Here is a 14454-nt window from a genome sequence, read left to right as displayed (position 1 = left end):
GCTATGTTTGAAAATCAACCAAAAGGGCTTTATGCCTTAGCTTTGGCCAACACAGGAGAGCGTTTCGGCTACTACACGATGCTGGCTATCTTCGTGCTCTTCCTGCAGGCCAACTTCGGATGGGGTGAGGGTCTGGCCGGCACGGTCTACTCCACGTTCCTCATGCTCGTCTATTTCCTGCCGATCGTCGGTGGTGCCGTGGCTGACAAGATCGGCTTCGGCCGCTGTGTGACGCTTGGCATCCTTGTCATGTTCATCGGCTATCTGCTGCTCGCCGTGCCCGCCGGCAATGGCGTGGCTGCCATCTCGATGATGGCTGCGGCTTTGCTACTGATCTCTGTCGGCACATCGCTTTTCAAGGGCAACCTGCAGGTGATGGTTGGTAAACTCTATGACGATCCCCGTTACGCTTCCCAGCGCGACAATGGTTTCTCTATCTTCTATATGGCCATCAACATCGGTGCGCTCTTCGCTCCGACGGCTGCCGTGAAGCTCCATCAGTGGGCTATGAACTCGCTCCATGCTTCCGAGGCTTCGGCTTACCACTATGCGTTTGGCGTGGCCTGCGTGTCGCTGCTCGTCTCCATCGCCATCTACTATGGCTTCCGCTGGACTTTCGCCTCGGTAGACAACACGGCCAAGAAAGCTGAGAACAAGGAGACCGCCGCCGAGAATGCTGTGGCACATGAGGAGACACCTGAGGAGAAAGCTGATACTCACAGCCGACTCGTAGCACTCTTCCTCGTTTTCGCTGTGGTCATCTTCTTCTGGATGGCTTTCCATCAGAATGGTCTGACGCTGACCTATTTCGCGCGCGACTTCACGCAGACATCCGCAACAGGTTGGGTGGGTATGCTCTTCGATGTGACCAATCTCGTGGCTGTCATCTTCATTGTCTATTCACTCTTTGCCCTGTTCCAAAGCAAGACGGGACGCGGTAAGATCATCTCTCTGGTCGTCATCCTGGCTGCTGTCGCCTATCTCGTTGTGCGCTATACCCATGAGGCTGGTGCCGTGAGCATCGAGGCTCCTATCTTCCAGCAGTTCAACCCGAGCTTCGTCGTGATGTTGACGCCGGTGAGCATGGGACTCTTTGGCTGGCTTGCCTCCAAACAAAAGGAGCCCTCTGCGCCTCGCAAGATTGGTTTCGGTATGCTTGTCGCCGGTTTTGCTTATATGATCATGATCTGCGCCTCTGTCGGACTGAGCTATAACCTCAACGACGCCCAGCGTGTTTCTCCTCTCTGGCTCGTGACGACCTATCTCGTGCTGACCTTTGCTGAGCTGTTGCTCTCACCGATGGGCATCTCGTTTGTCAGCAAGGTGGCTCCGAAAAAATATCAGGGTCTGATGATGGGATGCTGGTTCGGTGCCACGGCAATCGGCAACTTCCTCGTCCAGATCCCTGCTTATCTGTGGAAGGCAGTGCCTCTGACGATGGTCTGGGGTGTGCTCGTCGCCCTCTGCCTTGCCAGCTTCATCTTCATTTTCTCTGTGATGAAGAAGTTGGAGAAGGTCTGCTAATCGTTGACTTTCATCGTGGGGGTACACATTATTATATTATAGTGAACTCCTTTATAATTAAAACAAGTGCACTCCTTCATAATAAAAGAAATCCCGGACAACAATGTTGTTGCCCGGGATTTCTGTATAGTGGTTGGGGGTACCTTTAGTTCTTAAACGAGTGGACAGGGGCAGGGATGCGGCCGCCGCGGTTGACGAGTCGCTCGGAAGAGAAGGTGTTGACCGGCATGATAGGTGCATGGCCAAGCAGGCCGCCCCATGAGATGCTGTCGCCGACCCGCTTGCCGATTACCGGGATGATGCGCACGGCTGTGGTCTTTTGGTTCACCATACCGATGGCGGCTTCGTCGGCAATGATTCCCGAGATCGTGGTGGCAGGCGTGTCGCCGGGGATGGCGATCATGTCGAGTCCTACCGAGCAGACGCAGGTCATGGCTTCGAGTTTCTCGATGTTCAGTGCTCCGGCATTGACAGCGTCGATCATACCCTGGTCCTCGCTGACGGGGATGAAGGCTCCGGAGAGTCCGCCGACATAAGAGCTGGCCATGATACCACCTTTCTTCACCTGGTCGTTGAGCAATGCCAAGGCAGCTGTAGTGCCCGGTGCTCCCGGCTGCTCTACGCCGATACATTTCAAGATGTCGGCAACAGAGTCTCCGACTGCTGGCGTCGGTGCCAGGCTGAGGTCGATGATGCCAAACTCGGCACCCAAGCGTCGGCTGGCCTCCTGAGCCACATATTGTCCTACACGTGTAATCTTGAAAGCTGTCTTCTTGATGGTCTGGCAGAGCGTCTCGAAGTTCGCCTCACGACCGCCATTCTCACGGGCTCGGCGGTCCATCTGTTCCAACGCATATTTCACTACGCCGGGACCGGAGACGCCGACATTGACAACGGCGTTGCCCTCGCTGACTCCATGGAAGGCACCGGCCATGAACGGGTTGTCGTCAGGAGCATTGCAGAAGACCACGAGCTTGGCCGGACCGATGCACAGACGGTCAGCACTGGCTTCGGCAGCCTGACGCACGATCTCGCCCATGAGTTTCACGGCGTCCATGTTCAATCCATTCTTGGTGCTGCCCACGTTGACGCTTGAGCAGACAAGGTCGGTCGTGGCCAGAGCTTGTGGAATGGAGCGGATGAGGAGCTCGTCGGCGGGTGTCATGCCCTTGCTGACAAGTGCAGAGAAACCACCGAGGAAGTTGACACCCACAGCGGCGGCTGCGCGGTCCAGTGTCTGGGCGATCTTCACGAAGTCGCCTGTCGTATGGCAGCAGGAGGCACCGATGAGTGAGATAGGCGTCACGCTGATGCGCTTATGCACAATGGGGATGCCGATCTCGCGCGAGATCTCCTCACCCGTGCGCACCAGGTCGCGTGCCAATGTAGTAATCTTGTTGTATATCTTCTCGCAACATGCGTCCACACTGTCGTCAGCACAGTCCAACAGGCTGATGCCCAGAGTGATGGTGCGCACGTCGAGATTTTCCTCTTCGACCATTTTATTGGTTTCGAGGACTTCTGATAGGTCTATCATTGTCTTATTCCTCCATGATTAGATGCGGTGCATCTGGTTGAAGATTTCTTCCAATTGTATCTTTGTCTGCACGCCGATGCTCTTGCCGATCTCGGTTAGCTCATTGCTTACTTGCTCAAAGGTTTTCTGTGTATCGGTTACGTCAACAATCATCATCATGTTGAAGAATCCGTCTACGATGGTCTGCGTGATATCCAAGATGTTCACCTGGTTGTCGGCGAGATAGGTGCACACTTTGGCTATGATGCCGACAGCATCCTTGCCCACTACCGTGATAATAGCTTTTGTCATGTCTTACAATATTTTATAGATTACATTTCTTGTTTTGTGATTGTCATATTGTGTTAGCCCTTTGTCTCCATTTGCTTTGGCTCTTCGATGTAGCTGTCTTTGAAGCCGAGGAAGTAGAGTACGCCGTCAAGCCCCAGGCTGTTGATGCTCTGCCGAGCACCGGCCTGCACGCGCGGCTTGGCGTGGAAGGCGATGCCCAGTCCGGCTTCGGTGATCATCGGCAGGTCGTTGGCACCGTCACCCACAGCGATCGTCTGCGCGAGGTTGACTTTCTCCACCTGCGCGATGAGCTTCAGCAGTTCTGCTTTGCGCTTGCCGTCGACAATATCCCCGACATAGTGACCCGTGAGCTTGCCGTCTTCGCCTATCTCCAGCTCGTTGGCATAGACATAGTCGATACCGAATTTGCGCTGGAGATATTCGCCGAAATAGGTGAATCCGCCGCTGAGTATCGCAATCTTGTAGCCACAGCGCTTGAGCACCGTCATCAGCCGGGGCACGCCTTCGGTGATCGGCAGATGCTCGGCAATGTCCTGCATCACACTCACGTCGAGGCCCTTGAGCAGTGCCACGCGCTCGGTGAAGCTCTCTTTAAAGTCGATTTCGCCACGCATGGCGCGCTCGGTGATCGCTCTGACCTTGTCACCGACACCAGCACGCTCGGCCAGTTCGTCGATACATTCGGTTTGGATGAGCGTGGAGTCCATATCAAAACAGATGAGACGGCGCATGCGGCGGTACATGTCGTCGCGCTGAAACGAGAAGTCGATGCCCATGCCCTGGGAGAGCTGCATCAGCTCAGCCTGCATGCGTTGCCGGTCTTCGGGATTACCGCGGAGCGAGAACTCGATGCAAGCCCGCACGTTGCGCTCGGGATGCATGATGCTCGGGCGACCCGTGAGGCGGATGATGGAGTCGATGTTCAGTCCTTGCGCTGCTACGATCTTTGCGGCACCGGCGATGTCGCGCGCTGAGAGGGAGCGGCCGATGACGGTAAGGATATAGCGGTTCTTGCCCTGTCGGTTGACCCAATCCTCGTACTCCTCGTCGGTGATGGGCGAGAAGCCTATGTTCACACCGAGCTCGTTGGCCTTGAAGAGCAACTCTTTCATCACCTGACCCGACGAGCGGTCGTCGATGCGGATGAGGATGCCCAAGGAGAGCGTGGCGTGGATGTCGGCCTGACCAATATCCAACACCGTAGCGTCGTAGTTAGCAAGGATATTCGTGATCTGCGCCGTCAGTCCGGGGCGGTCCTGACCTGTGACACTGATGAGTATTTGTTCCTCCTTGCTGGAATTATAGTCGTTGTTGCGAATGTCTTTCTCTGTGTTGTCCATGCTATTTCATCAAACTGTTATGCTTGTTGCCCAGCGCACCGTAGACGACTTTCTCCACGAGCGGTTTGCTTGTCTCTTCGGTGAGCCCATGGCCGAGCCGCCCGTAGATAAAAGGCACTTCCAATCCCTTGATACAATAATGAGTGATGTCGGCAACAAGGTCCACGTTGTCAATGTCGAACTCTCCGTCAGCCTTTCCGTCGGCATATACTTTTCGGAAAAGTTCAATCTCGTCCTCGTCGAAATTCTTGCGCACCTTCTCCACCGTCCAGATGTTACGGAAGAACTCGGCGCGCAGGTTGCCGTTGCGCACCACCGTTTCCTTGATCATGCTCAGGTGAGTGTAGATGAGCTCCACGATCTTGTCTTGCGGCCGAATCTTTTTCGCGGCCACCTCGTCGAGCTTGTCGCTCAGTCGTTCGAGTTCCGACTCGATGACAGCATAATAGACATCCTCTTTTCGGTTGAAATAGGTATAAAGCGTGCGGCGGCCTTTGCCCGAGGCCACGGCAATGTCATTCATCGTCGTGCCGGCAAGTCCGTTCTTGGCGAAGAGTTGTCTCGCCACATCCACTAATTTCTGCCTTGTCTTTGAGATTGACATGTTGTTTCTGCTATTTAGTGCACACTGTGTTGCACATTTGTAATCTATGTGCAAAAATAACTGATTTTTCTGAGATGACAAAATCATAACGGCGATTTATTATTCTTTGCCTCATTTTCTTGTCATTTTGTTTTTTCTCGGTCTTTCTTTCGGAAGCGTTTGCGGCAATATGCTACAATACAAAACAAACGGCAAGGCTATTTGCGGTGTCCTATATGTTTTGTCGTTTGTTGCTGTCTCGTGACAGTTTTCATCAGCTCATCCGTGTGGTGCTGTTGAACATCGCTTTGGTCTCTTTTGTCTTGTCTCTGTGTGTCCTCACTATCCTAATGATGATTCAATGTTCAAAATAATAGTTTTGAATGATTATGATTATTATAGCTTATAAAATATAACGCTTATTATTTGTTAATGCTGCTAATATTAGTTACCTTTGCAGAAGAAGATAAGTCACGTTATTATGATCGATCCACATATTAAGCAGCAGTTTCTTTCCGAGGTTAAGCAGGCTATTCCGGAGAGACAGATATACACCGATAGTCTCCGTACTTATGCCTGGGGCACTGATGCCAGCTTCTATCGTATGACCCCGCAAGTCGTCGTCCGCACAAAGAACGAGCAGGAAGTGCAGGCGGCCTTCAAGGCGTGCAAGAAATACGCCATTCCGTTTACGCTCCGCGCTGCCGGCACGTCGCTCTCCGGACAGAGCTGTACTGACTCCGTGCTCATCGTGGCAGGCAAAGGTTGGGAGCAGTTCCACCTGGATGATGACAAGAATGCCATCACCCTTCAGCCCGGTATAACGGGAGGACGTGTGAACAAGATTCTGAAGCCTTATGGGCGTGTGTTCCCGCCTGACCCGGCCTCGGTGGGCAGTGCAATGATCGGTGGCATCGTGGTCAACAACGCCTCGGGCATGAACTGTGGCGTGCATGCCAACAGCGATCACATGTTGCTCAGTGCCCGCCTCATTCTTACCGATGGCACCATTCTCGATACCGGCGATGAGCAGAGCCGTGAGGCTTTCCGGAAAAGTCATCCCGAGTTTATCAAGAAGATCGAGACTCTGCGTGATGAGGTGCGGAAGGACGCTGACCTCACGGCGCGCATCAGGTATAAGTATTCCATCAAGAACGTCACGGGTCTCAACATCCGTCCGCTTGTCGACTACGACGATCCCTTCGACATCATTGCACACAGTATCGTGGGTTCTGAGGGAACGCTTGCCTTCCTCTCCGGTGTCCGCATGAGAACGCTGCACGAATATCCTTACCGCGCATCGGCTATGGTTTATTTCCAGACCGTGGAGGAGAGCTGTAAGGCCATCGTCGCTTTGAAACAGTTGAAAGCCGACGAGGACGACATGGCGATGACCTATGAGAATCTCAAGGTAAAGAGTGCGGAGATGCTCGACTATCTGTCGTTGCAGAGTGTCGACGACCCCGTCTATCTGAACTATAAGAAGGATGTGGATGCAGGTCGTATTGACGGCGTAGCCAAAGGCGACTACCATAATCTCACGGCTGTCCTCACCGAGACCAAGGCCCTGACGCCGGAAGGACTGAAGGCAAATATCCAGGAGATCATGGACACACTCTCTCGGTTCCACCTCTATGGCGAGCCCGCCTTTACCGATGACCCGAAAGTCTACGGCAAGTACTGGTCTATCCGCTCCGGTATCTTCCCTGCTGTGGGTGGCCAACGGCCAGTCGGTTCTTCCTGTCTTATCGAGGATGTGGCGTTCCATATTCAAGACCTTCCGCATGCTACTGTGGATTTGCAGCAGCTCATCGCACGCCATGGCTACAAGGATGCCTGCATTTATGGTCATGCTTTCGAGGGTAATTACCACTTCATCCTTAATCAGAGTTTTGCCACAAAGGAGGAGGTAGAACGCTACCGCAACATGATGGAGGATGTGGTGAAGCTCGTCGTGGGAAAATACGACGGTTCTTTGAAGGCTGAGCATGGTACCGGACGCAATATGGCTCCGTTTGTCAAGTATGAGTGGGGCGAGAAAGCCTATGGCGTGATGAAGCAGTTGAAGCAGATCTTCGACCCTGACAATATCCTCAACCCGGGTGTCATCTTCAATGATGATCCCGACTGTTTCATCGAGCATCTCAAGCCGTTGCCCGTGCTCCACTACGATCTCAAGCCGCGCCAGGAAGATGGGGACGGTCATTTAGCGGCTTCAACGATGGACGAGATGGTGCACGGCGTAGAGAAAGCGAACCGCTGTATAGAATGCGGCTTCTGCGAAATCAACTGTCTGTCGTGTGGCTTCACGCTCTCCTCAAGGATGCGTATCGCCTCTCAGCGGGAGATGCTTCGTCTCAGACAGACTGGCGAGAATCCGAAACGGCTCGCGGAGATGGAGAAAGACTATCGTTATCTCGGTGAGCAGACGTGTGCCACAGATGGCCTTTGCGCTACCTTCTGCCCGATGAAGATCAACACGGGCGATCTCACGCATCTGCTGCGTCAACTCTTCATGGACCAGCATCCGGAGCAACGGGCTATCGGGCAAATAGGTGCCAACCATCTCGGTGCCATGAAAGATGTGGTGCGTGGCGCGCTCACAGCGGCCTCGTTAGGTAGGAACGTGCTCGGTACAGCAACTATGAAGAAAGTGTGCGGTGGACTTCATCAGCTCGGTATCCCGCAGTGGTCCACGGCTATGCCGGGTGCCATCCGCAACCCGTCTCAGGCGATGCTTGACCAGCAGCCGTCTGAGCTGAAGGTGGTCTATCTGCCGAGTTGCATCAACCAGACCATGGGGCTGACGAAAGGCGCTCCTGTCAAGCAACCGCTTGTCAAAGAAACGTGCGCCCTGCTGCACAAAGCCGGCTATGAGGTAATCTTCCCGAAGAATATGAAGAACCTTTGCTGTGGACAGATCTGGGAAAGCAAGGGTATGACAGATATTGCTGACCGAAAGACAGCTGAGACCGAGCAGGCACTTTATGAGGCCAGTGAGGGCGGTCGTTGGCCGGTGCTCTGTGACCAGAGTCCTTGCCTCCACCGGCTGAAGAAGATGGTCACCCGTGTCAAGCTCTACGAGCCCGCGGAGTTCATCTTCACCTTCCTTAAAGACAGACTCACGTTCCATCCTACTCACCGGCTGGTAGCCATTCACCTGACCTGCTCCACGCGTGAGATGGGGCTCAGCGACACGATGCTCGCAGTGGCGCGCATGTGCACCGATAACGTCTTTGTGCCGGAAGGCATCGGCTGTTGCGGCTTTGCCGGTGACCGTGGGTTCTCACATCCGGAGCTCAACGACTGGGCTTTACGCTCGCTCCACGGGCAGATAGCGGAGCATCATATCGAGCGCGGCTATTCCAACAGCCGGACGTGCGAGATCGGACTGGAGGCCCATGCCGGCATCCCCTACATGAGCATTGTGTATCTCGTCAACGAGTGCACAGAGCCAAGAAGCTAAAAGATAAATGAATCCAGCATAACAAATCGGGGTGCTGCTAAAAGGCAGCACCCCGATTTGTTATTTCTTCAATTCAACATCAAAGTAAAAATAAGCCTTCCTACTCTTAACTTCTATATCTCGTAGTCCACCAGACCCTTGGCATTGTGATGACTTTGAGACGACGAAACCAGCGGCGCGGTGATGTAGGATCGAACTGTTTCGACTGGCTGCTGATGATGTAGTAGCTGGCGGAGTAGTCGTCCATAAGAGACGTGAAGACTGACTTTATTCTGGAGCACTTCTCGTTGATGGCTTTGTCAAGGGGATTGGTAAGTCGCCCCCATCATCGCTTCTGTGGCCAAGAGCATGGGAATACTGACGATAGGCATCGTGACCATACCGTTCTATTTTGAGAAGAACAGGAAGATCATGAAGACTTTGAAGGGTGTTGAGGAGATGCGGAAGAATGTCGACTCATTACTCATTATTAATAATGAGAGCATCTGCGACGTCTATGCCGACTCGGAGCTCTAGGATGCTTTCAAAGCCGCGGACAATATCCTGTGCAATGCCGCTAAGAGCATATCCGAGCTGATTACCATTGAGGGCAGTATCAACCTTGACTTCCGCGATGTGGAAACAACGATGCGTGAAGGCGGTGGTGCCATCATGGCTATTGGCAGAGCGCGCGGTGAGAGACGTGTGGAGAAGGCAATCGTCAATGCTCTTGAGTCGCCATTGCTCTACGGCAGTGACATCTCCAATGCCAAGAAGATACTCTTCAATATCTATACGAGCGAAGACAAACCATTGTTTGTCAGTGAGATGCGTGAGATAGATGCTTTCATGTATGGCTTGAATCCTAATATAGATGTGATTTGGGGTACAAGTGACGACAACACCCTTGGCGAAGATGCAAAGGTGATTATTCTTGCTACGGGGATCGACAACCGCTTCCTACCCGATGACAAACACGACGATAGCGACGAGGAGTATTACAATCAGATCATCGCGAAACTCTATCGTGAGCCTCTGCTGTCGCAAAGCGCAGCGAAGAAGAAAGCCGGGAACGTACCGAAAGAAACAGAGAAGACTCCCCAGACTCCTGATGCTCCCTTGAATGGAAACAAGACAGAAGATCATGGGGATGCAGCGATGTCACCCTCCATCTCTTTCGATATGACTCGTAAAGAGACGGATACTAAAGAGACTAAGAAAGAAACAGATCAGGAAGCTGATGGTCTGGAGGCAGAACCTGCGAAACCAAAGAAAAATTCACCGAAGGCTACAGACGTTGCCCCTCATAAGGTTCCCTCTTTCCTTGATAAGCTCAAAGGACACTTGAAGAGAGGTCTCACGGTACTGACCAGCGATATGGACGAGTGAAGCGGATCTTGTGTCATTGCAAAATGCTGTAGGCCGTTGACTGTTCGGTAATATCAGAACCGCCACTTTGCCTGCATCTCCAGTTCCATGCGACTGTGACCGTTGACATGCTCCGGTCCGGAGGATGATGATACATTGTGGAAATAGTTGGTGTTGCCCAACTTCAACAGAACCATCAATTTGTGACCGATGTCTGCGCGGGCGGCAATGGCGTAGCGGATGCCTTGTCCGGCAAACATCGGAAAGGAGAAGTTGTAGAGCAGTCCGCGCTCATAGCTGTAGACACGTGAGAGAAAATCGTCGGTGTGGAAGTAGTTGGCGCTGAGAAAAGTCTGGAACCACGCATGTTGGTAGCCAACATATTGCGAGATCATGTATCCCCGGCTTGTGGTTTGTTGGTGACAGATGCTGAGGTCGCCTTGTGTTCGCCATTGCCAGCAACCGGTTGCGTAGCCGATCATGGCGCGTGAGCGATATTCGTTGCGCCATGTCAGACGGTCGGCTTCGCTGTCGTTGCGTTCCCGTCTTCTCACGCGTGTCCTGAGCAGATAGCTCCATCCTTGCCGGTTACCACTGAACTGAAGCAGCGCGTCGATGCTGTGCGAGGCGGCGGAAGCCTGGTATTTCGGCCATGCGAAGTAGGCGGCGTCGACATATCCCATCAAGCACGCAGCGGACGACGGTGCCCACTGCATGCCAAGATAGAGTCCGCTCTCGTCGTTGACCGAACCGCCGTCGGCATAGCTCTGGCTGAACAGCGAGTAGTACTGATAAGGATAGTAGCGTTGCAAGGCCATCACCGACAGCGAGGGCGTGAGCAGATAGCTGAGCGTGTTGATGGTGGCTACCGTACCGCAGTCGCCCGTAGCCGTTTCTCCGGCAATGTTGAGTTTTGCTGAGACATAGCCATAGTCGATGCTTGCATTCCAGAAATGCTTTCCCTGCGGATACCACCGGCGGAAAGGTTGCGTGGTGTTGGGCTTCAGTGTGCGGTTGAAAGCAGTGGCGAAAGCCGTGACGCCTGCATGAAAGCCATTACGGAAAAAGCTGAGGTTAGTGCCCACGAGCGTCTCATCGGTGTTGCGTCGCCGTGCCATCTCGCTGGGTGTGCGGTGGTAGCCGGTCTTTAGGATTGTGGTCACTGTGCCTGTGGAGTCGTTGAGCGTAGCGTCGATCTTTCTCCATGATACGAAGCCGGTCAGCGTAACTCGTCGGTTGAGGCGTATGGCGGCTGCTGCGCCTTGCAGGTAGTTGGCTTCCGACCGGCTGCTGTGTCCGATGATATTGTTGGTGGAGGCCCCTAACGTAGCCAGCGTGTTGAGTTTGCCGAGTCCGAACGATGTGTTCATGATCAGCCCCATGCCGAAACGAAGCCGATAACGTCCTACTACCAAGTTATGGATGATGCCTGTGTTGCGGAGTTGCAGATAGAGCGAGTAATAGTCATAGCCGCAAGCATTCTTTCCCGCGAAGAAAGGCTCTCCGGCATCTTGCGAGGCCACAAAGCCCAGCTTGAGGCGTTGCCGGTAATTGAAGCTGTAGCGCAGCCAATGCTTGTATTTATATCCGAGAAATCCGTTTTTGTCACCCTCTCTGTCATAAAAAGGTATTTTCAGCGCAGCCACCACTTCCTGCCGTCCTGAGCGTATGATGCTGTCAAGAGGAGGCAGCGTATCGGACGTTTTCTCCGGTCCGATAGCAACAAACTGCTCCAGCATGTCGGCATCCTGCTTGCGAAAAGAGGGAAGCATGCGCAGTTCCACGAGGCTTTCAAAACGTCCGGCACGATGGCGGTACTCCATGATGTCCATCACCTGCTGGGCAGAGAGGAAAGGCAACCGTTCCAGGTCCTCGCGCGTACAGCTGTTCAGATCCATCTTCTCATGAGCCAGTTCACTGAGCATCTCGTAGGTTTCTTGCCAGGCGTCGCTTTCAGCGTCCTCGCGTTGACCGAGTTCACTGTAGTATTGTTGCCATGTCTCAACAGGATCTTGCGCGTACATGGAAATGGACGCACCGAAACAAAGCAACAGCATAACAAAGATGCGGACCGGTCTTTTCATGGGCTTCTCAATTGGTTCTTCTCATGTGGTTTTCATGACTCGCCGATGTAGGTAGGCAAGGTTTTCATTGGCAAAAATAAGAAAAAAACGCTTACCTTGTACTCTAAGAGCGATATTTTTTTCTTTCTAACAGCTTCTTTTTTCCAAAGAGGATTCTATTTCTGCGATAAAACGGAGCCCCCTTGATAACACTAAAGAGCTGCGTCGTGGGGTTAGAGAATATTCTGATAGAGATAACGGTATAACATGGAAGCGAGTCACACAGATGAGAAGCTGTCCGCCACCTGTCGTGGCGTGGTGGATGTGCCAGTTGTTGCGGCATCCGGGTTCGAAGGTGACGTTGTGGATGGAAATCTGTTCCGTGGAGATAGGAGTAAGATAGCTCTGTCCGATGAAATACTGGGCATAGGCGGTATTCGGCTCGCCGATGGGGAAGACCATCTCGCACTGGAACTGTGCTTTGGCGTCAGCCAAAGCGTCGGCCTCATCGGCCCACACCCTATTCTTCTCATATCTTGTTTTCCTGTTTCCGGTTGCAAAGTTACGAGATTCTCGTCAGTTGACTGTTACCCCGATTAAGGCAGCTTATAACCCTTATTGCGGAAATTCTCTTTACGCTGCAAATAGAAAAGCCATGGCTCGCCCATGGTAAGGCTGAGTCATGGCTTGACGATGGCAATGTTGAAGACTCTATTCTTCATTCATCATCCACTTCAACGCGTTGATGCGAAGAATTCCATCATAGTCGGAATCCGGGTCATCATCCAATGTGAGGAGATACTTCGGATAATGGTCGTCAATGTTTCTTAAGGAAGCCAACTCCCGCTCCAAAGTCGCTGGGTCTCTGACGGTAGCGGCCACCTGATAATAAGCAAGGCCGTCAGCATTCATGGCTACAAAATCCACCTCAAGTTGATCGTTCTTGCCGACATACACCTGCCGGTGACGGTGCAGAAGCTCAAGATAGACTTCGTTTTCCAGAATTCTTCCCACATCGAAACCTCTTGAGCCCAAGAGCATCCGGCGAAGCCCAATGTCCACAAGGTAGTATTTGGTGAGCGACTTAAGCAGTTGCCGCCCCTTGATATTGTAGCGTTTGGCCTCGTAAAGAAAGAATGTCTCACAGAGGGCATGCATATATTTTTCCACCGTCTTCTGGTCTATCTTCCTGCCCTCTGCCGTCAGAAGATCCGCGATACGCTTTGTCGAGAGGATGTTACCGATGTTGTCTGCTGCAAAACGGATGACACTCTCCAGCATCGTCACGTCCTGTATCTTCAGGCGCGTCATGATGTCCTTCACCACAATGGTATTGTACACGGCATCAAGGTAATCGGATATTTCTTCGGTGGAATCCAGTTCCAGGGTATAGGGGAAACTGCTATTCGTAACATATCGGTTGTAACTGTCCTGCAGGTTGTCTTGCCCGCCTATAGCCTCAACATACTCTCTAAACGACAACGGGAGCATGGGTATCTCAACGTATCGACCGGAGAGTAGCGTGGCAAGCTCACCGGAGAGCATATAAGCATTGGACCCTGTGAGATAGATATCAGTATAAGGCTTGAGATTAAGACTATTGATGACATCTGGGAAGTCCTTCACATGCTGTATCTCGTCAAAGAAGAGATAGGTCATCTCGGTATCAGAGAGCAGTTTCTTGATATAGTTATAGAGGTTTTGGGGATCACGGAGACTAAAATAATCGTAGTCTTCAAAATTGATAAAGACGATGCGCTGGCTGCTCACCCCTTGGGTAATCAGCCAGTCGCGGTATATCTCCATGAGGGTAGACTTGCCACACCGACGAGCACCAGTAATGACCTTTATCAGTTTCTTGGCTCTAAATTTCTTCAGCTTGCTGAGATATTCTCGGCGCTCTATTCTCTTCATAGTCGTGCATGATTAGTTATTACTGGCGCAAAGATAGCAAAAGTTTTAGGAATCCATTCCGAAAAATATCTAAAAATACAAAGTTTTAGGAATCTATTCCGAAAAGAAGCCGAGAATACGAAGTTTTAGGAATCCGTTCCGAAAAGTTTGCTCTATAGCACGGGGAAGTATGGTCAATTAGAGTTGGCAAGAATCACAAATCCATGGAAAGATTGTCAGTGGGGGCATTATCTCGATTATGGCAGCTGTAACCCTTATTGCGGAAATCGGCCCAAGGGGGATTGTCCGTGGCGGACGGATGCCGCTGCCTAACCAAAGACAGTAACACATCTATAGAAAAAGAAGGGTATATCCCTTATTCCCTTCAGGCATGACCTGAAGGCTTTCAT

The 14454-nt window shown here is 52.3% G+C and carries 11 protein-coding genes and 1 pseudogene; 4 read left to right on the top strand and 8 right to left on the bottom strand.

The features are described 5' to 3' along the window. Window positions 1-3: 3 nt before the first annotated feature. On the top strand, window positions 4-1524 hold the full coding sequence (locus NG346_RS07200; protein WP_262279869.1) for a peptide MFS transporter: 1521 nt from the start codon (window positions 4-6) through the stop codon (window positions 1522-1524). Between the two features lie 145 nt (window positions 1525-1669). Here the strand turns inward: NG346_RS07200 and NG346_RS07195 are convergent, their stop codons facing one another. Genes NG346_RS07195 through NG346_RS07180 form a run of 4 tightly spaced genes read right to left on the bottom strand, consistent with a single transcriptional unit; the run spans window position 1670 to window position 5296 of the window. Then, window positions 1670-3061, bottom strand: a complete 1392-nt coding sequence (locus tag NG346_RS07195; protein WP_262279868.1) for a PFL family protein — start codon at window positions 3059-3061, stop codon at window positions 1670-1672. An 18-nt stretch (window positions 3062-3079) separates the two neighbouring features. After that, window positions 3080-3352, bottom strand: coding sequence for an ACT domain-containing protein (locus NG346_RS07190; RefSeq protein ID WP_262279867.1), 273 nt, complete (start codon window positions 3350-3352; stop codon window positions 3080-3082). A gap of 53 nt (window positions 3353-3405) precedes the next feature. Next, window positions 3406-4692 (bottom strand): phosphoserine phosphatase SerB, encoded by a 1287-nt coding sequence (gene serB, locus NG346_RS07185; RefSeq protein ID WP_262279866.1) that lies wholly within the window; start codon window positions 4690-4692, stop codon window positions 3406-3408. Window position 4693: 1 nt separating this feature from the next. Next, complete coding sequence (locus NG346_RS07180; protein ID WP_154533459.1) at window positions 4694-5296, bottom strand: TetR/AcrR family transcriptional regulator; 603 nt, start codon at window positions 5294-5296, stop codon at window positions 4694-4696. Between the two features lie 460 nt (window positions 5297-5756). Here NG346_RS07180 and NG346_RS07175 point away from each other — a divergent pair, with 460 nt between their 5' ends. Continuing rightward, window positions 5757-8741: an FAD-binding and (Fe-S)-binding domain-containing protein gene (locus NG346_RS07175; RefSeq protein WP_262279865.1), complete on the top strand. Its 2985-nt coding sequence runs from the start codon at window positions 5757-5759 to the stop codon at window positions 8739-8741. 106 nt (window positions 8742-8847) lie between these two features. On the opposite strand, the gene NG346_RS07170 is transcribed toward NG346_RS07175, so the two are convergent. Beyond that, window positions 8848-8988, bottom strand: coding sequence for a hypothetical protein (locus NG346_RS07170; protein ID WP_317620788.1), 141 nt, complete (start codon window positions 8986-8988; stop codon window positions 8848-8850). Window positions 8989-9089: 101 nt separating this feature from the next. Between NG346_RS07170 and NG346_RS14525 the strand changes: the two genes are divergently transcribed. Both NG346_RS14525 and NG346_RS07165 read left to right on the top strand, forming a co-directional pair. Beyond that, window positions 9090-9257 carry a hypothetical protein gene (locus NG346_RS14525; RefSeq protein WP_317620787.1) on the top strand — a complete coding sequence of 56 codons (168 nt, stop codon included), beginning with the start codon at window positions 9090-9092 and terminating at the stop codon, window positions 9255-9257. 99 nt (window positions 9258-9356) lie between these two features. Beyond that, on the top strand, window positions 9357-10109 hold the full coding sequence (locus NG346_RS07165) for a hypothetical protein (protein WP_317620786.1): 753 nt from the start codon (window positions 9357-9359) through the stop codon (window positions 10107-10109). A 53-nt stretch (window positions 10110-10162) separates the two neighbouring features. Here the strand turns inward: NG346_RS07165 and NG346_RS07160 are convergent, their stop codons facing one another. The 3 genes and pseudogenes from NG346_RS07160 to NG346_RS07150 all read right to left on the bottom strand — a co-directional run bounded on the left by NG346_RS07160 (window position 10163) and on the right by NG346_RS07150 (window position 14065). Beyond that, window positions 10163-12172: a ComEA family DNA-binding protein gene (locus NG346_RS07160; RefSeq protein WP_262279864.1), complete on the bottom strand. Its 2010-nt coding sequence runs from the start codon at window positions 12170-12172 to the stop codon at window positions 10163-10165. Between the two features lie 258 nt (window positions 12173-12430). Further along, a pseudogene (locus NG346_RS07155) lies at window positions 12431-12649 on the bottom strand (carboxymuconolactone decarboxylase family protein); the annotation flags it as partial. 213 nt (window positions 12650-12862) lie between these two features. Continuing rightward, complete coding sequence (locus tag NG346_RS07150; protein WP_262279863.1) at window positions 12863-14065, bottom strand: ATP-binding protein; 1203 nt, start codon at window positions 14063-14065, stop codon at window positions 12863-12865. Between the last annotated feature and the right edge of the window lie 389 nt (window positions 14066-14454).

Source organism: Hallella absiana (genome assembly GCF_025457485.1).
Lineage (GTDB): Bacteria > Bacteroidota > Bacteroidia > Bacteroidales > Bacteroidaceae > Prevotella > Prevotella absiana.
The sequence above is the reverse complement of the archived record's forward strand: the minus strand, read 5'-3'. Positions and strand labels throughout refer to the sequence as shown.

Bases quoted from the DNA above. Each gene is read 5' to 3' on its own strand.
- NG346_RS07200 (WP_262279869.1), top strand. From the start codon at position 4: ATGTTTGAAAATCAACCAAAAGGGCTTTATGCCTTAGCTTTGGCCAAC.
- NG346_RS07195 (WP_262279868.1), bottom strand. From the start codon at position 3,061: ATGATAGACCTATCAGAAGTCCTCGAAACCAATAAAATGGTCGAAGAG.
- NG346_RS07190 (WP_262279867.1), bottom strand. From the start codon at position 3,352: ATGACAAAAGCTATTATCACGGTAGTGGGCAAGGATGCTGTCGGCATC.
- serB (WP_262279866.1), bottom strand. From the start codon at position 4,692: ATGGACAACACAGAGAAAGACATTCGCAACAACGACTATAATTCCAGC.
- NG346_RS07180 (WP_154533459.1), bottom strand. From the start codon at position 5,296: ATGTCAATCTCAAAGACAAGGCAGAAATTAGTGGATGTGGCGAGACAA.
- NG346_RS07175 (WP_262279865.1), top strand. From the start codon at position 5,757: ATGATCGATCCACATATTAAGCAGCAGTTTCTTTCCGAGGTTAAGCAG.
- NG346_RS07170 (WP_317620788.1), bottom strand. From the start codon at position 8,988: ATGGACGACTACTCCGCCAGCTACTACATCATCAGCAGCCAGTCGAAA.
- NG346_RS14525 (WP_317620787.1), top strand. From the start codon at position 9,090: ATGGGAATACTGACGATAGGCATCGTGACCATACCGTTCTATTTTGAG.
- NG346_RS07160 (WP_262279864.1), bottom strand. From the start codon at position 12,172: ATGAAAAGACCGGTCCGCATCTTTGTTATGCTGTTGCTTTGTTTCGGT.
- NG346_RS07150 (WP_262279863.1), bottom strand. From the start codon at position 14,065: ATGAAGAGAATAGAGCGCCGAGAATATCTCAGCAAGCTGAAGAAATTT.